Origin of the sequence: Streptomyces sp. NBC_00247, from assembly GCF_036188265.1 — a bacterium.
GTDB lineage: Bacteria > Actinomycetota > Actinomycetes > Streptomycetales > Streptomycetaceae > Streptomyces.
In genome coordinates, this window is the sequence record NZ_CP108093.1 from 2841457 (window position 1) to 2860000 (window position 18544).

16 protein-coding genes and 2 rRNA genes (1 of these 18 cut by a window edge) are annotated in these 18544 nt (G+C 70.7%); 3 read left to right on the forward strand and 15 right to left on the reverse strand.

The features are described from left to right. Positions 1-121 precede the first annotated feature (121 nt). From OHT52_RS11960 to OHT52_RS11980, 5 genes are all read right to left on the reverse strand, one after another. Positions 122-1792: a bifunctional uroporphyrinogen-III C-methyltransferase/uroporphyrinogen-III synthase gene (locus tag OHT52_RS11960; protein ID WP_328720129.1), complete on the reverse strand. Its 1671-nt coding sequence runs from the start codon at positions 1790-1792 to the stop codon at positions 122-124. Then, complete coding sequence (gene hemC, locus OHT52_RS11965; RefSeq protein ID WP_328720130.1) at positions 1789-2775, reverse strand: hydroxymethylbilane synthase; 987 nt, start codon at positions 2773-2775, stop codon at positions 1789-1791. Before hemC ends, OHT52_RS11960 begins: the two co-directional genes overlap by 4 nt. Then, positions 2772-4301, reverse strand: coding sequence for a glutamyl-tRNA reductase (locus OHT52_RS11970; RefSeq protein ID WP_328720131.1), 1530 nt, complete (start codon positions 4299-4301; stop codon positions 2772-2774). Before OHT52_RS11970 ends, hemC begins: the two co-directional genes overlap by 4 nt. Beyond that, positions 4298-5065 (reverse strand): redox-sensing transcriptional repressor Rex, encoded by a 768-nt coding sequence (locus tag OHT52_RS11975; protein WP_328720132.1) that lies wholly within the window; start codon positions 5063-5065, stop codon positions 4298-4300. The genes OHT52_RS11970 and OHT52_RS11975 overlap by 4 nt, the downstream gene beginning before the upstream one ends. A 306-nt stretch (positions 5066-5371) precedes the next feature. Beyond that, a complete protein-coding gene (locus tag OHT52_RS11980) occupies positions 5372-5650 on the reverse strand; it encodes a glutaredoxin family protein (protein ID WP_328720133.1) in 279 nt (92 codons plus the stop codon). Positions 5651-5841: 191 nt separating this feature from the next. Between OHT52_RS11980 and OHT52_RS11985 the strand changes: the two genes are divergently transcribed. The 3 genes from OHT52_RS11985 (at position 5842) to OHT52_RS11995 (ending at position 9719) form a co-directional block, all read left to right on the forward strand. Further along, on the forward strand, positions 5842-6792 hold the full coding sequence (locus OHT52_RS11985; RefSeq protein ID WP_328720134.1) for an HAD family hydrolase: 951 nt from the start codon (positions 5842-5844) through the stop codon (positions 6790-6792). Between the two features lie 631 nt (positions 6793-7423). Further along, positions 7424-8245, forward strand: a complete 822-nt coding sequence (locus OHT52_RS11990; RefSeq protein ID WP_328720135.1) for an ECF subfamily RNA polymerase sigma factor, BldN family — start codon at positions 7424-7426, stop codon at positions 8243-8245. 250 nt (positions 8246-8495) lie between these two features. Beyond that, the gene (locus tag OHT52_RS11995; RefSeq protein WP_328720136.1) at positions 8496-9719 is read left to right on the forward strand and encodes a DUF5667 domain-containing protein; all 1224 of its coding nucleotides are present in this window, start codon (positions 8496-8498) and stop codon (positions 9717-9719) included. A 243-nt stretch (positions 9720-9962) separates the two neighbouring features. On the opposite strand, the gene OHT52_RS12000 is transcribed toward OHT52_RS11995, so the two are convergent. The 10 genes from OHT52_RS12000 to OHT52_RS12045 form a co-directional block, all read right to left on the reverse strand. Beyond that, entirely contained in the window at positions 9963-11093 is a 1131-nt protein-coding gene (locus tag OHT52_RS12000; protein WP_328720137.1) for a lysophospholipid acyltransferase family protein, read from the reverse strand. A 15-nt stretch (positions 11094-11108) separates the two neighbouring features. Then, on the reverse strand, positions 11109-12212 hold the full coding sequence (locus tag OHT52_RS12005) for an NAD-dependent epimerase/dehydratase family protein (RefSeq protein ID WP_328720138.1): 1104 nt from the start codon (positions 12210-12212) through the stop codon (positions 11109-11111). Between the two features lie 287 nt (positions 12213-12499). Continuing rightward, positions 12500-12598, reverse strand: a complete 99-nt coding sequence (locus tag OHT52_RS12010; protein WP_003948845.1) for a 30S ribosomal protein bS22 — start codon at positions 12596-12598, stop codon at positions 12500-12502. Between the two features lie 110 nt (positions 12599-12708). Further along, the gene (locus OHT52_RS12015) at positions 12709-12921 is read right to left on the reverse strand and encodes a helix-turn-helix domain-containing protein (RefSeq protein WP_014046653.1); all 213 of its coding nucleotides are present in this window, start codon (positions 12919-12921) and stop codon (positions 12709-12711) included. Between the two features lie 128 nt (positions 12922-13049). Continuing rightward, positions 13050-13865, reverse strand: a complete 816-nt coding sequence (locus OHT52_RS12020) for a phosphatase (protein WP_328720139.1) — start codon at positions 13863-13865, stop codon at positions 13050-13052. Between the two features lie 135 nt (positions 13866-14000). Further along, the gene (locus tag OHT52_RS12025) at positions 14001-15173 is read right to left on the reverse strand and encodes an acetoin utilization protein AcuC (RefSeq protein ID WP_328720140.1); all 1173 of its coding nucleotides are present in this window, start codon (positions 15171-15173) and stop codon (positions 14001-14003) included. Beyond that, entirely contained in the window at positions 15142-16347 is a 1206-nt protein-coding gene (locus OHT52_RS12030; protein WP_328720141.1) for an MFS transporter, read from the reverse strand. The genes OHT52_RS12025 and OHT52_RS12030 overlap by 32 nt, the downstream gene beginning before the upstream one ends. A 41-nt stretch (positions 16348-16388) precedes the next feature. Beyond that, positions 16389-17033, reverse strand: a complete 645-nt coding sequence (locus tag OHT52_RS12035) for an HAD family hydrolase (RefSeq protein ID WP_328720142.1) — start codon at positions 17031-17033, stop codon at positions 16389-16391. Positions 17034-17104: 71 nt separating this feature from the next. Beyond that, positions 17105-17221 (reverse strand): 5S ribosomal RNA (gene rrf, locus OHT52_RS12040). Between the two features lie 76 nt (positions 17222-17297). Further along, positions 17298-18544 (reverse strand): 23S ribosomal RNA (locus OHT52_RS12045) (it continues 1879 nt past the right edge of the window).

Here is an 18544-nt window from a genome sequence, read left to right on the forward strand (position 1 = left end):
CCCACACCGGGCTCTTACCGACACCCCTGCCGGGAAACCCGGGCCGCTCCCCCGCCCGTGGAAAGGGCCCGGCAGCCCCCCGAGGGGAGCCGCCGGGCCCGGTCACGTCCGCGCCGACCCGTCAGGTCGTCGTACGCCTCCGCCGCGCGCCCGGACGCCGCTCGCTCGGGCGGGTCACCGGGTCGCCGGCCTCCTTGGCCGCGTCCCGGCGCCGCGCGCCGAACTCCGCCAGCGCCTCGGCCAGCTTGTGCACCGAGGGCTCCGGCGCGAGGACGTCGACCCGCAGGCCGTGCTCCTCGGCGGTCTTCGCGGTGGCCGGGCCGATGCAGGCGATGACCGTCACGTTGTGCGGCTTGCCCGCGATGCCGACCAGGTTGCGGACGGTCGAGGACGAGGTGAAGAGCACCGCGTCGAAACCGCCGCCCTTGATCGCCTCCCGGGTGTCCGCCGGCGGCGGCGACGCGCGGACCGTGCGGTACGCGGTCACGTCGTCGACCTCCCAGCCCAGGTCGATCAGACCCGCCACCAGGGTCTCGGTGGCGATGTCGGCGCGCGGCAGGAAGACACGGTCGATCGGGTCGAAGACCGGGTCGTACGGCGGCCAGTCCTCCAGGAGACCCGCGGCGGACTGCTCGCCCGAGGGCACCAGGTCCGGCTTCACACCGAAATCGACCAGCGAAGCGGCGGTCTGCTCGCCCACGGCCGCGACCTTGATCCCGGCGAAGGCACGGGCGTCGAGCCCGTACTCCTCGAACTTCTCCCGTACGGCCTTCACCGCGTTCACCGAGGTGAACGCGATCCACTCGTACCGGCCGGTGACCAGGCCCTTGACCGCACGCTCCATCTGCTGGGGCGTACGCGGCGGCTCGACCGCGATCGTCGGCACCTCGTGCGGCACCGCGCCGTAGGAGCGCAGCTGGTCGGAGAGCGAGGCCGCCTGCTCCTTCGTCCGCGGGACGAGCACCTTCCAGCCGAAGAGCTGCTTGGACTCGAACCACGCGAGCTGGTCGCGCTGGGCCGCGGAGGTACGGTCCCCGACCACGGCTATGACCGGCTGGTGGCCGTCCGGCGACGGGAGCACCTTCGTCTGCTTGAAGAGCTGCGCGATGGTGCCCAGCGTCGCCGTCCACGTCCGCTGACGCGTGGTGGTGCCGGCGACCGTGACGGTCAGCGGCGTGTCGGGCTTGCGGCCCGCCGAGACCAGCTCGCCCGCCGCCGCCGCGACGGAGTCCAGGGTGGTCGAGACGACTGCGGTCGAATCGCTCGCGCCGACCTCGCTCCAGCAGCGGTCGGTCGCGGTACGGGCGTCCACGAAGCGCACGTCCGTACCCTGCGCGTCGCGCAGCGGCACACCGGCGTACGCGGGCACGCCGACGACGTTCGCGACACCCGGGACGACCTCGAAGGGCACCCCGGCGGCGGCGCACGCGAGCATCTCCGCCCCCGCGCCACCGTCCAGTCCCGGGTCACCGGCGACAGCACGGACGACCCGCCTGCCGCCCTTCGCGGCCTCCATGACAATATTGGCCGCGTCCCTGAGTACAGGCACTCCGGCGGCTGTTGACGCGGAGTCAACGACGGTCAGCTCAGGGGTGCTCACGCCTGCCCGCGCATGCGTGCGCACGACGTCGAGCACCTCGGGCTCTGCGACAAGAACGTCCGCGCTCGCGAGCGCCTCGACGGCGCGCAGCGTCAGCAGACCCGGATCGCCGGGACCGGCGCCGAGGAAGGTGACGTGTCCCTGTGCGGACAGCAGCGGAAAGTCGGACACGGCGGGGCCGGTGGGGCTCAAAGTGCTCGCTCCCCCATAAGACCGGCCGCACCCTTGGCGAGCATCTCCGACGCGAGTTCGCGACCGAGGGCCGCCGCGTCGTCCTGCGACGTGGGAACGGGACCGGTAGTGGACAGCTGAACCAGCGAGGAACCGTCGGGGGAACCGACGACACCGCGCAGGCGCAGTTCGTTGACAGCCTGACCGTCGACCAGGAGGTCGGCCAACGCACCCACGGGTGCGGAGCAGCCGGCCTCCAGGGCGGCGAGCAGGGATCGCTCGGCGGCGACGGCGACCCGGGTGTACGGGTCGTCGAGCTCCGCGAGCGCGGCGGCGAGGTCGGCGCTCGAAGCGGCGCACTCGATCGCCAGTGCTCCCTGACCGGGAGCGGGCAGGACGGTGTCGGGCGACAGGAAGTCGGTCACCTCGTCCGTCCGGCCGAGACGGCTGAGACCGGCCGCGGCGAGAACCACCGCGTCCAGCACGCCGTCGCGGACGAATCCGATGCGCGTGTCCACGTTGCCGCGGATCGGCACGGTCTCTATGGAGAGGCCGTGCGACCGGGCGTACGCGTTCAGCTGCGCCATGCGGCGCGGCGAACCCGTACCCACCCGGGCACCGGGCGGCAGCTCCTCGAAGGTCAGCCCGTCGCGCGCCACCAGCACGTCGCGCGGGTCCTCGCGGAGCGGCACGGCGGCCAGCACCAGTCCCTCGGGCTGTGCCGTGGGCAGGTCCTTGAGGCTGTGGACCGCGAAGTCCACCTCGCCCCGCAGCAGCGCCTCGCGCAGCGCGGCGACGAACACGCCGGTGCCGCCGATCTGCGCCAGGTCCTCGCGGGAGACGTCGCCGTACGTGGTGATCTCCACCAGTTCGACGGCGCGCCCGGTCACCTCGCTGACCGCCTCGGCGACCAGGCCCGACTGGGCCATGGCGAGTTTGCTGCGCCGGGTGCCGAGCCGCAGCGGCGTGTTGTCGGTCCCACCCTGGGGTGAGCTGTCGGTCATGACCGCCCTCTATTCGGGTCGTTCAGGTCTGCCCGGGAGACGGCGGCCACCGTCTGCGGGTCGAGGTCGAAGAGTTCTCGCAGCGCGTCCGCGTACCCGGCGCCGCCGGGCTCGCTCGCCAGCTGCTTGACCCGCACGGTCGGCGCGTGCAGGAGCTTGTCGACGACACGGCGCACGGTCTGCGTGATCTCCGCGCGCTGTTTCTCGTCGAGGTCGGGCAGCCGCCCGTCGAGCCGGGCGATCTCGCCGGCCACCACGTCGGCGGCCATCGTGCGCAGGGCGACGACGGTCGGGGTGATGTGCGCGGCGCGCTGGGCGGCGCCGAAGGCGGCCACCTCGGCGGAGACGATGCCCCGCACCCGGTCGACGTCGGCGGCCATCGGGGCGTCCGCGGACGCCTCGGCGAGCGACTCGATGTCGACGAGGCGTACGCCGTCGACGCGGTGCGCCCCGCCGTCCACGTCCCTCGGCATCGCGAGGTCGAGGATCGCGAGCCGCACGGGTCCGTTGTTCTGCGCGGGGATGGTGCGACGCGGCGCGGTCGCCCGCGCGTTCGCACCCGTGCCGAGCGCGTCGTGGTCCTCCGGAGCGGACGAGCCGTTCTCCACCCAGGCGGCGTGCTGGTCCAGCGCGTCCACGGGCGCGGCGGACCCGGTCTTCGGCGCCGGGACGGCCGCGGCGTCGTACTCCGCGCCGACGGCCTTCGCGATCGCCCCGGCGGTCAGCACCAGACCGGTGGAACCGGTGCAGGACACCACGATGTCGGCACGTGTCAGCTCGTCCGTGACGGTGCTCATCTCCACGGCGCGGGCACGCAGTTCCGGCCCGGACGCCTGGCCGAGGATCTCCACGAGACGGTCGGCGCGGGCCCGGGTCCGGTTGGCGACGACGATCTCGCCGACCCCGGTACGGGCCAGTGTCGCGGCGGCCAGCGAGGACATCGAACCGGCCCCGATGACCAGGGCGCGCTTGCCCCGGGCCCAGGCGTCGACGTCCTGTCCGGCGGCGAGCTGCTCCAGGCCGAAGGTGACCAGCGACTGTCCGGCGCGGTCGATCCCCGTCTCGCTGTGGGCACGCTTGCCGACCCGCAGGGCCTGCTGGAAGAGGTCGTTCAGCAGCCGGCCCGCGGTGTGGAGCTCCTGCCCCAGGGCGAGCGCGTCCTTGATCTGGCCGAGGATCTGCCCCTCGCCCACGACCATCGAGTCCAGCCCGCAGGCCACCGAGAGGAGGTGGTGGACGGCACGGTCCTCGTAGTGCACGTAGAGATGGGGAGTGAGCTCGTCCAGCCCGACCTGGCTGTGCTGCGCGAGCAGCGTCGACAGCTCGGCGACACCCGCGTGGAACTTGTCCACGTCGGCGTAGAGCTCGATGCGGTTGCAGGTGGCCAGCACGGTGGCCTCGGCCGCGGGCTCCGCGGCGAGGGTGTCCTGCAACAGCTTGACCTGGGCGTCCTGGGCGAGCGAGGCCCGCTCCAGCACGGAGACGGGGGCACTGCGGTGACTCAGTCCGACGACGAGAAGGCTCATGCCGGCATCACGGCGGGCACGTCCCCGTCGGGTCCCTTCCGGTTCACGGGGGTCGCGCGCATAGGCGGCGCGGCCTCGTCGGTCTCGTCCGCGGTGCCGTCCTCGCCGGCCTTGCGCTGCTCGTGGAACGCGAGGATCTGGAGCTCGATGGAGAGGTCGACCTTGCGCACGTCGACGCCCTCGGGGACGGAGAGGACGGTCGGCGCGAAGTTCAGGATCGAGGTGACACCGGCGGCCACGAGACGGTCGCAGACCTGCTGGGCCGCGCCGGGCGGGGTGGTGATCACGCCGATGGACACACCGTTTTCGGTGAGGATGCGGTCCATGTCGTCGGTGTGCTGGACGGGAATCCCGGCGACCGGCGTACCGGCCATCGCGGGGTCCGCGTCGATCAGCGCGGCGACCCGGAAGCCGCGGGAGGCGAACCCGCCGTAGTTGGCGAGAGCGGCGCCGAGGTTTCCGATGCCGACGATGGCGACCGGCCAGTCCTGGGTGAGGCCGAGCTCACGGGAGATCTGGTAGACGAGGTACTCGACGTCGTAGCCGACACCCCGGGTGCCGTAGGACCCCAGGTAGCTGAAGTCCTTGCGGAGCTTCGCGGAATTGACCCCCGCGGCCGTGGCGAGTTCCTCGGACGAGACCGTCGGTACGGAACGCTCGGACAGCGCGGTCAGTGCGCGCAGATACAGGGGGAGTCGGGCGACAGTGGCCTCGGGAATTCCTCGGCTTCGGGTCGCCGGTCGGTGAGTTCGGCCAGTTGCCACGGTGCTCCTGCGGGATGAGCGGGGCTGTAGGCGGCCGTATGTCCCAAGACCGCCCCGTCGAATGCAGGCTATGTCTTTGTGAACACGTGCACAAAGATTGTGTCCGTTTTGTCCGGTCAAAGTGACCGGGGTCACGCGAATTCGCCGCCTGATCCCGGAACCACGGATCGCATCAACCCGTTGCGGGCTCGAAGGGGGCAAAACCGAACACACTCCTCATGATCAAGCCCCCGAGACCACTCAAAACGCCCATGATGGTACGCGAAAATCGTTGACTCAGGCACCCAGTGCCGCGTCCGCGCCTCGTCAGCCGCGGCCCAGCGCCGTACGGAGCCTCTGCGGGTCCACCCGCCAGAAGGTGTGCTGCTCCCCGTCGATCAGCACCACCGGGATCTGCTCCCAGTACCGCGCGTACAGCGCCTCGTCCTGGGTGATGTCCTTCTCCTCCACCACCGAGCCGGTCTCCGCGCACACCGCCTCCACCACCGCCCTCGCGTCCTCGCAGAGATGACAGCCGGGCTTCTGGAGCAGCGTGACGACCCGGTCGGCGGGCTTCTTCTTCGTACGACGCAGCAGGGCACTCATGCCCCCATTCTCCGCCCGCCGCTCCCGGCTCCGGCACCCCGTCGCGCACCGCGTTCCGGTGGCCCGGACGCGTACGCGCCACCGCCGGGACACCGCCCCGCGCATCGGCTCAACGAGTGGGTACCGCAGAGTTCACGTCCCCGGCACCCGGCGGGACGGGAAGTGCCCGGCGAAATGGTTATGCTCGCCGCATGGCCTCTCTTGGATGGCTCACACCTCGCAGGCGCCCCGCCACGGCACGGAGCGTGCTGGCGGGCGAGGCGGCGGCCGAGGCCGCCCGCAAGGCGACGCTGGACGGGGACGGCGACACTCTCCTCGAAGCGAAACCGGGCGAGGGCGAGCCCGGGGAACCCGCGTTCCCGGTGGCCGGCGACGACCGCGCCGCCGCGTTCTTCGACCTCGACAACACCGTCATGCAGGGCGCCGCGCTCTTCCACTTCGGCCGGGGACTCTACAAACGGAAGTTCTTCCAGCGCCGCGAGCTGACCCGGTTCGCCTGGCAGCAGGCGTGGTTCCGGCTGGCCGGCGTGGAAGACCCGGAACACATGCAGGACGCCCGCGACAGCGCCCTCTCCATCGTCAAGGGGCACCGCGTCTCCGAGCTGATGTCCATCGGCGAGGAGATCTACGACGAGTACATGGCCGACCGCATCTGGCCGGGCACCCGGGCACTGGCCCAGGCGCACCTCGACGCGGGCCAGAAGGTCTGGCTGGTCACCGCCGCTCCGGTGGAGACCGCCACGATCATCGCCCGCCGGCTCGGCCTCACCGGCGCGCTCGGCACGGTCGCCGAGTCCGTCGACGGCGTCTACACCGGGCGCCTGGTCGGCGAACCGCTGCACGGCCCCGCGAAGGCAGAGGCGGTGCGCGCCCTGGCGGCGGGCGAAGGCCTGGACCTCGGGCGCTGCGCCGCGTACAGCGACTCGCACAACGACATCCCGATGCTCTCGCTGGTCGGCCATCCCTACGCGATCAACCCCGACGCCAAGCTCCGCAAGCACGCCCGCGCCCACGACTGGCGACTGCGGGACTACCGCACCGGCCGCAAGGCCGCGCAGGTCGCCCTCCCGGCCGCTGCCGGGGTCGGAGCGCTGGCCGGCGGCACCGTCGCCGCCGTCGCGCTGCACCGCCGCCGCCGCTGACCCGACTTCGCCGCCCCGGCGGCGAGCGGGTCGGCCCACCTCCGCCCGCCCCGCCTCCCGGCCACGCCCGTCACCGCCCGTCTCCGCCCGCGCTCACCCGTCGTTCGCCCCGCCGAACGCCGGTGCGTGCGGGCGTTCGTGCGCCTGCACATCCGTACGGACGCGCGACCTCCCGGCCGCTCTACCCCGACACGGACATCTGTGCGCCTTCGCGCGGCCCTCCGAACACTCCGCCCGCGCGCCCTTGTGCGCCGCACGCTCCCCCTCCGTCGACCCGCGCCCCCGCACGGCCGCGGCCGGGTCCACACGCCCGCGCGACCTCCTGCGGGAAGGCCGCGAAAGCCCCGCGCCGCCCAGCCCCGGCGGCTGCCGAGGGGCGGCGACCGACCACAACCGGTACCGAGCAGAGACAGATCCCGAAGCAATTCGATCAATAACCGGTCACCATCTGCGATCAAAGTAGTCACCGAGCGGTACGGAATCTGGCGCAACCGGTGATTTTAGCAACTCGGTGTAGCGCCGCCTGTACGAAGCGTTATTCTCCTCAAACGCATGACGGAGCCCGCCACCCCAGGTAAAAGGTGACGGATTTCGAACTGCTCGTGATGGAAGCTCTGCCTCTGGGAGTCCCGTGTACCCACACGTCGGGGTTGACGCCTCGGGCCTGGCTACGCTGCGTGCAACGGTCCTCGACCGCTTGCGCGGCTTCGTCCCCACCGCGTACGCCGTACCCGCGCTCGCCACCCCTGCACCCGCACCTGCCGCCCCTTGCCATGCCCTGGCGGAACGCGGTGCGGTGGTCGGAAGACGCAGCAACCGCGCCGCCTCGACCGCATCCTCCGCGTCGTCGTCGGCCTCGTCCACGCCGGCCACGACGGCCGTCCGCCGTCCCACCGCCGACAGCGACAGCGCCCGCATGATGGACCTCGTCGAGCGCGCGCAGGCCGGCGAGGCCGACGCGTTCGGCCGCCTCTACGACCAGTACAGCGACACCGTGTACCGGTACATCTACTACCGCGTGGGTGGGAAGGCCACGGCGGAGGACCTCACCAGCGAGACCTTCCTCCGCGCGCTGCGCCGCATCTCCACGTTCACCTGGCAGGGCCGCGACTTCGGCGCCTGGCTGGTCACCATCGCGCGCAACCTCGTCGCCGACCACTTCAAGTCCAGCCGTTTCCGGCTGGAGGTGACCACCGGCGAGATGCTCGACGCCAACGAGGTCGAGCGCTCCCCCGAGGACTCCGTCCTGGAGTCCCTCTCCAACGCCGCGCTGCTCCAGGCCGTGCGACGCCTCAACCCGCAGCAGCAGGAGTGCGTGACGCTCCGGTTCCTGCAAGGGCTCTCGGTCGCCGAGACGGCCCGGGTGATGGGCAAGAACGAGGGCGCGATCAAGACCCTCCAGTACCGGGCCGTCCGCACGCTCGCCCGCCTGCTGCCGGACGACGCCCGCTGACGCGGCCCGCCGTAGGCCGCCGCCGGCAGGGCACAGCCCTGTCGCCCAGTGTGTCGCGTTCATGACGCACTGGTCCGATCATCTTTCGTCCGTAACCCAAGTGCCGCGCCGCTCGTTGTGCCGGACGCAGGCCCCCTGTAGCTACACCTCGACCGGCGCCACTCACCCCATCGAGTGGCATCGACTCCGGGTGTACAACCTTCCGGACCCTCAGGGGAGTCGACCGTCATGACGAGAGGAGGTGCCGCCAGTGATCGCAAACGTTTCGGCACACCGGCGGGCGAACGCCTTCGCCCAGGCCCTGGAGGAGCAGTCGCCCCAGGGTGCGGCGGCCGTACAGCCCGAGGAACCGGCCGAACAGGCCGACCACGGAGCACTGTTGGCCCTGGCGAACGGCCTCGGTGAACTGCCGTCGCCGCAGTTCGATCCCGAAGTCAAAGTGGTGCAGCGAGCACAGCTCGTCGCCGCCATGGAGGCGATGTTCGCGGAGGGTGGCGCGTCCACGGGCCCTACGGTGCCCGAGCAACGCCCCAGGGGAGCCCACCGGGCCTCCCCGCTCCGCAAGCTCCGGCCCCGTTCCCGCTGGGCGAAGGGGCTCACGGCCGGCGGACTGACCGTGGGTGTGGCGGCGGGCGCGTTCGGCGGTGTCGCCGCCGCCAGCTCCGACGCCCTCCCCGGTGACTCGCTGTACGGCCTCAAGCGGGGCATGGAGGACATCCAGCGCTCCATGGCCGACAGCGACACCGACCGGGGCGAGGCCTTCCTCGACCAGGCCTCGACCCGGCTCAGCGAAGCGCGCCGCCTGATGGAGCGCGGCCGGTCCGGCCACCTGGACCACGAGTCGCTCGGCGAGATCCGGCGTGCCCTCAGCGGGATGTCGCACGACGCCTCCGAGGGGCACCGGCTGCTCCACGCCGCGTACGAACGCGAGGGCACCCTCGGTCCCATCCAGACCCTGGACTCGTTCTCCCGTTCGCACCGTGACAGCTGGAGCAGCCTGCGCGACCGGCTTCCCGTCCAGCTCACCGACGTCGGGGACAAGGTCAGCTCGGTGCTGGCGGCCATAGACGAAGAGGTCGCACCGCTGGAATCGCTGTTGCCGCGTACCCCGGACAAGAACGGCGGGGGCACCACGCAGCGGTCCGGGGTACCGCAGGGAGGAGGCGGCTCCTCGCGGACCGCCCCGTCCGCGGCGCCGTCGTCGGCGCCCTCCTCCGCGGCCTCGTCCGCCGAGGGCGGCTCTCCCTCGCCCTCGGGCTCGGCGTCCCCGGAGTCCGGGGACGGCCTCCTCGGCGGTACGGACGGTCTCCTGGACGGCCTGCCGACGGACGACGGCGGCACGCCCTCGGGCTCGGGCGACGCGGAGGGCTCGGGCGGTTCCGACAGCTCCGGCACGCCGGACGTCACCCTGCCGCCGCTCCTGCCCGGCCTCCTCCCCGGCCTGGGCATCAGCGCGGAGGACGCGGGCGAGTAGAGGCCATCCGTACGGCGCCGGCCGTGTCTGACCATGCGCGTCGGGTCAGCGGGCGGTGTCCGGGGCGGTGCGTCGCAAGGCGGAGGACCGCCCGAGTACGGGATGTACTCGGGCGGTCCGACAACGCCGCCAGGTGCCGTAGCTGTCGTCGCGCACCCGCCAGGAATTGCGGGACGGCCCTCAGGGGGCGGGCATCCGGATCGACACCGGACGTCCGCCCGCTCGGTCTGCTTCGGGCTGCGGTCAGAAGAACACCGAGCGGCGCTGCACCAGCAGTTTGTAGAGCGTGTGCTGGATCTGTTCGCGTACCTGGTCGGTGAGGTTGAACATCAGCATCGGGTCCTCCGCCGCTTCGGGCGGGTAGCCGTCGGTCGGGATGGGCTCGCCGAACTGGATGGTCCACTTCGTCGGCAGCGGCACCATGCCGAGCGGGCCGAGCCAGGGGAAGGTCGGGGTGACGGGGAAGTACGGGAAGCCCAGCAGCCGCGCGACGGTCTTCGCGTTGCCGAGCATGGGGTAGATCTCCTCGGCGCCCACGATCGAGCAGGGCACGATCGGTACCCCGGCCCGCAGCGCGGTGGACACGAACCCGCCCCGGCCGAAGCGCTGGAGCTTGTACCGGTCTCCGAAGGGCTTGCCGAGTCCCTTGAAGCCCTCCGGCATCACGCCGACGATCTCGCCGAGTTCGAGCAGTCGCTGCGCGTCCTCCGCGCAGGCCAGGGTGTGACCGGCCTTCCGGGCCAGTTCGTTGACGACCGGCAGCCGGAAGACGAGGTCGGCGGCGAGCAGCCGCAGGTGGCGCTCGGCCGGGTGGTGGTCGTGCACGGCGACCTGGAGCATCAGCCCGTCGAGCGGCAGGGTCCCGGAGTGGTTGGCGACGACGAGCGCGCCGCCGTCCGCGGGGATGTTCTCGATCCCCTTCACCTCGACGCGGAAGTACTTGTCCGCGAGGGGGCGCAGCAGCGACATCAGGACCTGGTCGGTCAGCTCCTCGTCGTAGCCGAACTCGTCCACCTCGTAATCACCGGTCACCCGCCGCCGCAGGAAGGCCAGTCCGCCGGCGATCCGCCGGTCCCAGTCGGCGCGCGCCGGGCTCCCGTGGGTCTCCTCCGCCTCGTGCGCCTCCTGCGTCCCGGGGGTTGCCGCCCCCGCCCCCTCGTGGGGCTCGCGCGCGTCCTGGGGCGGCCCCGCGCCCGCGCGGCCCTGTCCGGGCACCTGGGCGCCCGGCAGGGCGCTCACGGGCGCGGCGGTGCCCTCGGGCCGCCCGGCCGGCGCGCCGGGGCCCGTACCGGTCCGGCGCCGCGCGGAACGTGATCCGCCCGCGCCTCCCCGGGGCCGGTCCTCGTCGAACGGAATGACCTTGGCGTCCGCCATCGTCGATGCGCTCCTCTACCTGGCGCCGTGCGTCGTCTGCGTCGTCGTACGGGCCGTCGTCGGGTCGGCCGGCGGGGTACGGCGCGCCGGACCGGCGAGCGGCAGCGCCGCGAGGTGGTCGACCGCGCGGCCGACCACCTCCGGCGGCAGCAGCCCGGGGCCGCGGCTGCGGGCGTACTCCGCGAAGGTCCCGGCCGTGGTGAACCTGGGGCGGAAGCCCAGCGTCTCGTACATCTGGGTGGTGGAGACCACCCTGCCGTGGGTGAGCAGCCGGATCTGCTCCGGCGAGAAGTCCGTCATGCCGACCGCGCGGAGCGCGGAGCCGACCCAGGTGACGGCGGGCAGCAGCACCGGGACCGTGGGCCTCCCGAGGCGGCGCGCGCACTGCGAGAGCAGCAGCACCCCGTCGCCGGCGATGTTGAAGGTGCCGCTGTTGAGGGTGGACCGCCGGGGTTCGCCCGCCGCGATCCCCAGCACGTCGATCACGTCGTCCTCGTGGACGAACTGGAGCCGGGGGTCGTACCCGAGGACGGTGGGGAGTACGGGCAGCGCGAGGTAGTCCGCGAGCGGCGAGTCCGGCATCGGGCCGAGGATGTTGGCGAAGCGCAGGACGCAGACCGCGACGTCCGGGCGGCGGCGGGCGAAGCCGCGCACGTACCCCTCGACCTCCACCGCGTCCTTGGCGAAGCCGCCGCTCGGCAGCGACTTCGGCGGGGTCGTCTCGGTGAAGACGGCCGGGTCGCGCGGGGCGGAGCCGTAGACGCTGGTGGTGGACTTCACCACCAGGCGCTGGACGGTGGGCGACTTCTGGCAGGCACCGAGGAGCTGCATGGTGCCGATGACGTTGGTTTCCTTGATCGCCGTCCGGCCGGCCGCGCCGAGCGCCTTGCCGGAGACGTTCAGGTGGACCACGGTGTCCACGGAGTGTTCCGCGAGCACCCGTGCGATGGCGGGCTGCCGGATGTCGGCGCGCACGAACACCGCGTCGCCCAGCCGGTGCCCGGGCTCGGTCGCGTCGACGGCGATCACCCGGTCCACACCGGGGTCGCGCTGGACGCGCCGTACGAAGCGGCCTCCCAGCTGCCGAGCCGCTCCTGTGACGAGCACGACCTTCCCCAAGATCAGCGCCTTCCGTCGGTCCGCGAGGCGGGACGCCCGCGGAAAGGGCCGTCCCCTGCCGGTCACCGTAGCGGGTGGATGTTTCCCTGCGGGTTCCCCGGAGCGGGGTTTGACGAACTCGTCGCGTCCAGGACCTCGACCGGCGCCGGAGAAACCGCACCCGGAGCGCACCGGAAGCGGCCCCGAGAGAGGCACCACGGGCGGCACCGGGAAAACCGCGGCGGGAAAATACCGCAGCCCCTCCGCCATGACGGCGGAGGGGCTGCGGAGGCACGAACTGCGTTCGCTTACTTCTTGTTGCGACGCTGAACGCGCGTGCGCTTGAGCAGCTTGCGGTGCTTCTTCTTGGCCATCCGCTTGCGCCGCTTCTTGATAACAGAGCCCACGACTACCCTCGCTCACTTCTCATCCTGGTGCGGGGCGTCTGGGCCCACACGACCTACGTCGGCCTAGCCTACCCGTCACTTGGTGAGGGACGTAATCCGAGGGAAAGACGTCAGGCCGACTCGACCCCCACAAAGGATTCTCGGAGGTACTCGTGAACCGCTTGCTCCGGCACCCGGAAGGACCTGCCCACCCGGATCGCCGGCAGATGACCGCTGTGCACCAAGCGGTACACGGTCATCTTCGACACTCTCATGACCGAGGCGACTTCCGCCACGGTCAGAAACTTGACCTCGTTCAGAGGTCTCTCGCTGCCAGCAGCCATGACCCACCTGTACCTTCCGCAGGCGACGCGCACCGGCTTCCCCTCCGGTGACTCTTCGTCGTTGTGCGCTCACTGCCCAGATTAGGGGCGGGTGATGCGAGTGGGGAAGAGGTGAGGCGATCGGGCGCCTACTGTGACAGACGGGCCCGATTGAGCACATAGCGCGTCACCGGCAGGTAGTGCTCCGCCGCCACGGCGTCGTCCAGGGGCACCGCGACCGAGACCCGCCCCTCCGCCTCGCCGACGAAGAGCGCCGGGTCGTTCACATCGGCCGGCCCCATGGCCTCGATGCCCAGTTGACCTGCACCGCAGGCCCATCCGTGGTCACCGATCACCAGCCGGGGCAGCCCGCCGGACTCGGCCGCGGCGCTCTCCAGCACGGCCCGCACGGGCAGCGGGGAGTGGGTGTGCGCCCCGGCTCCCCCGTTCGTGCCGCGTGCACCGGGCTCCCGCACGAGCGCGACCCCGCGTACGTAATCGAGCCTGTACGGACGTACGCCGAATCGAGTCGTTATGTCGACACGACGGCCCCGCGCGGGAGTGAGGACCGTACAGCCGGCCGCCGACAGGGCGTCTGCCAGCCCTGCGTAGAAGCCGATCAGCCGCTCGGGGTGGCCCGTACCGAACAGGACCGGTGCGCGCCGCGCGGCCGCCTCGGCGAGCCGCGCGGCGAACGCGTCCAGCCGCGCGAGGGTGCGCTCCGGGTCGATCGTGTCCCCGCCCGTCACGCGCCCGGGATCAGCCGACACCCCGCACCTCTCGGCCATCAGCCCGAGGACCTCCCCCGCGCCCCAGACCCCCTCCGGGCGGACCCCCAGGGTCACCCGCGGGTCTCCGGCGGCGAAGAGCCGGTAGCTGCGCAGGCTGTTCTCGCGCGAGGTGGCGACGGGCCCCGCCAACCGGGCCGCCAGCAGGTGGGCGCGCAGCGCCCCGGTGCTCAACACCCTTGCCATGCTTCCGCACGAGCGTCCCGCGGACACCAAAACCCGCGAGCCGCACCACCGTTGGCGTAACGAACAACCGGCCCCCGGGCCGACGCCGCCCGACGCCCCGTCAGCCGCCGTACTTTCGCGCATCTTTCAGGCAAGCAGTCCGCGCAACGGATACGCGGCACGACGCGTCGCCAGTACCGCCTGGTCGAGCCGGTCCACCGGGTCGTAACCGGACTCCCAGGACTGCCAGTGGGGGGTGCGGCCGTCCGTCATCCGCTGGGGGCCCGGCTGCCCGGTGCGGGCGTGCACCTCGTCCCGCCAGGAAGCCGGGATCACCGATTCCGGGTCGACCGGCCGGTGCGCCGCGATCCCCACGAGGTGGGTCCAGGAGCGCGGCACGACGTCGACGACCGCGTACCCGCCGCCGCCCAGCGCCACCCACCGCCCGCCCTCGGCGTGCGCGTGCGCCAGTTCGTGGCACGCCTCCATCACGGCCCGCTGCGCGTCCAGCGTGACCGCCAGATGGGCGAGGGGGTCGTCGAAGTGGGTGTCCGTACCGTGCTGGCTGACCAGCACCTGGGGACGGAAGTCGGCGATCAGCTCCGGCACCACCGCGTGGAAGGCCCGCAGCCAGCCCGCGTCGCCGGTCCCGGGCGGCAGCGCCACGTTGACCGCCCCGCCCTCGCCCGCCGGGCCGCCGGTCTCCTGCGGGAAGCCGGTGTGCGGGAAGAGCGCGCGCGGGTGCTCGTGCAGCGACACGGTCAGTACCCGGGGATCGTCCCAGAAAGCCGCCTGGACCCCGTCGCCGTGGTGCACGTCCACGTCCACGTAGGCGACGCGCTCGGCGCCCAGCTCCAGCAGCCGGGCGATGGCGAGCGCCGGATCGTTGTAGACGCAGAACCCCGCTGCGGCCCCGGGCATCGCGTGGTGCAGGCCGCCGGTGAAGTTCACCGCGTGGTCGCTCTCGCCCCGCCACACGGCCTCGGCGGCGCCCACGGAGAGCCCGGCGATGAGCGCGGAGACCTCGTGCATCCCCGCGAAGGCGGGATCGTCGGTGGTACCGAGACCGTAATCCTGGTCGGCGGCGAGGGGATCGGCCGAGGCGGCCCGTACCGCCGCCACGTAGTCCGGCCGGTGCACCAGCCGCAGGGTGGAGTCGCCCGCGGTCTTCGCCGACCGCACGTCCACGGCCCCGTCCAGCCCGAACGCCCGTACCAGCCCCATCGTCAGTGCCAGCCGGACCGGGTCCATCGGATGGCCACGCCCGAAGTCGTATCCCGTTACCGCGTCATCCCACATCAACCGTGCGCGCCCGCTCATGCCCGCCACCGTATCGGGCGCCGCCCCCGCCGAACGACCGGGCGTACACGAGCGTCACCAGCACCAGGACCATCGGCACCAGCATCGCGCCGCGGTAGTTCCACGCATCGCCGAGCGCGCCCACCAGCGGCGAACCGACCAGGAACCCGACGTAGTTGAAGATGTTCAGCCGGGCCACCGCGACGTCACTGGCACCGGGGAACAGCCGCCCGGCGGCGGCGAAGGTCTGCGGCACGATCACACAGAGCCCGAACCCGAGCAGAGTGAACCCGGCCATCCCGGCCCACGCGCCCGGCGCCACCGCCACCACCCCGAACCCGACGGCCGCCACCACCGAACCCAGCCGCACCACGGCCGCCGCCCCGATCCGCCGCACCCCGTAGTCCCCCACGGCCCGCCCCAGCAGCGTCGTCACCATGTACACGTTGTACGGGACCGTCGACAGCTGCTCCGAACTCCCCAGCACGTCCTGGAGGTACTTGGCGCTCCAGTTGGAGACCGTCGAGTCCCCTATGTACGCGAAGCACATCACCAGGCAGAGCGGCAGCAGCAGCCGGAAGGACACGGACGCCGCCGCGGCCCCGCCGGCGTCCTCGGCCTCTTCGCCCTTCGCCCCGCCCTCCGTGTACCAGCGGCTGCCGATCAGCGCGGCGGGCAGCAGGACGGCCACCGCCGGCAGATACGAGACGAGGAGGGAGAGGTCCCCGTGCGCACCGGCCCAGGAGAGCGAGGCCCCGACGATCCCGCCGAGACTGAACACCGCGTGGAAGCCGAGCATGATGCTGCGGCCGTAGGCCCGCTGGAGGCTGACGCCCATCATGTTCATGGAAGCGTCGAGCGCTCCCACGGAGAGCCCGAAGAGAGCGAGCGCGACGGCCGCGTGCCACACCGCGTCGCCCGCGCCGACCCCGAGCAGGGCCAGCATGACGAAGGGCTGGGCCCCACGCAGGACGGTCCCGGGCCGCACCCGCGCGACCACCTTCTCGGTGACCACGCTGCCGACCCCGGCGAGGATCGGCACGGCGGCCAGAAAGACGGGCAGCAGCCCGTCGGATATCCCGTACTGGTCCTGGATGGCGGGGATACGCGTCACCAGCAGTGCGAAGGTCACCCCTTGCACGAAGAAGCTGAACGCCAACGAACCCCTGCCGTACCGCAACCGCGCTTCTGTCATGGCGGGAGCGTAGGGCCCAGATCTACCCGTGGGTAGACGGATCAGGCGAGCAATGTGGCGAGTTGGGCCATGTCCGAGAAGTGCCCGGTCACTCCGGTGAGCCGGTCGGCCGGCATCATCGAGGTGAAGCCGTAGACGTCCATCCCCGCCGCCCGCGCCGCTTCGACGCCGAGCGGGCTGTCCTCGATCACGACGCACCGCTCGGGGGCGACGCCCATCGAGCGCGCCGCGTGGAGGAACAGGTCCGGCGCCGGCTTCCCGCGGCCGACGTCCTCCGCGCTGAAAATCCACTCCTCCTCGAACCACTGGTCGAGGCCGGCCTTCTGCAGGCTGACGCGAATCCGCTCGTGACTGCTGGAGGAGGCCACGCAGTAGTCCACTCCCTCCGCGACGAGCGCCTCCAGCACGCCTTCGACTCCGGGGACGACGACGAGTTCTTCCTGGAAGGCGGCGAACAGGCGGGCGTTGAGCGTCGTCTCGAAGTCGTCGGGCAATTTCCCGCCCGTACGCTCCAGGACCAGATCGTGCACCCGGTGCACGGCGGACCCCATGTAGTCGCGGAGGGATTCCTCGTACGTGGTGGGGTGACCGAGCTCCGTGAGGTACGCGGCGAGGATCGTGTTGGAGATCGGCTCACTGTCGACGAGCACGCCGTCGTTGTCGAAGATGACCAGTTCGTAGCGCATGGTTCGAGCCTAGACGCTCAGAACGCAGAAAACCCCCGTGCCACAAGGCACGGGGGTCTCCCGGAAAAATTGTTCGGCGGCGTCCTACTCTCCCACAGGGTCCCCCCTGCAGTACCATCGGCGCTGAAAGGCTTAGCTTCCGGGTTCGGAATGTAACCGGGCGTTTCCCTAACGCAATGACCACCGAAACACTATGAAATTAACCAACCGGATGAAAACACGGCGGTTGTTATTTCAGAACCAACACAGTGGACGCGAGCAACTGAGGACAAGCCCTCGGCCTATTAGTACCAGTCAGCTCCACCCGTTACCGGGCTTCCACATCTGGCCTATCAACCCAGTCGTCTACTGGGAGCCTTAACCCCTCAAAGGGGGTGGGAATACTCATCTCGAAGCAGGCTTCCCGCTTAGATGCTTTCAGCGGTTATCCTTTCCGAACGTAGCCAACCAGCCATGCCCTTGGCAGGACAACTGGCACACCAGAGGTTCGTCCGTCCCGGTCCTCTCGTACTAGGGACAGCCCTTCTCAATATTCCTACGCGCACAGCGGATAGGGACCGAACTGTCTCACGACGTTCTAAACCCAGCTCGCGTACCGCTTTAATGGGCGAACAGCCCAACCCTTGGGACCGACTCCAGCCCCAGGATGCGACGAGCCGACATCGAGGTGCCAAACCATCCCGTCGATATGGACTCTTGGGGAAGATCAGCCTGTTATCCCCGGGGTACCTTTTATCCGTTGAGCGACAGCGCTTCCACAAGCCACTGCCGGATCACTAGTCCCGACTTTCGTCCCTGCTCGACCCGTCGGTCTCACAGTCAAGCTCCCTTGTGCACTTACACTCAACACCTGATTGCCAACCAGGCTGAGGGAACCTTTGGGCGCCTCCGTTACTCTTTAGGAGGCAACCGCCCCAGTTAAACTACCCATCAGACACTGTCCCTGATCCGGATCACGGACCGAGGTTAGACATCCAGCACGACCAGAGTGGTATTTCAACGGCGACTCCACAACCACTGGCGTGGCCGCTTCAAAGTCTCCCACCTATCCTACACAAGCCGAACCGAACACCAATATCAAACTGTAGTAAAGGTCCCGGGGTCTTTCCGTCCTGCTGCGCGAAACGAGCATCTTTACTCGTAGTGCAATTTCACCGGGCCTATGGTTGAGACAGTCGAGAAGTCGTTACGCCATTCGTGCAGGTCGGAACTTACCCGACAAGGAATTTCGCTACCTTAGGATGGTTATAGTTACCACCGCCGTTTACTGGCGCTTAAGTTCTCAGCTTCGCCGACCCGAAAGTCAGCTAACCGGTCCCCTTAACGTTCCAGCACCGGGCAGGCGTCAGTCCGTATACATCGCCTTACGGCTTCGCACGGACCTGTGTTTTTAGTAAACAGTCGCTTCTCGCTGGTCTCTGCGGCCACCCCCAGCTCACCGAGTAAATCGGATCACCAGTGATGGCCCCCCTTCTCCCGAAGTTACGGGGGCATTTTGCCGAGTTCCTTAA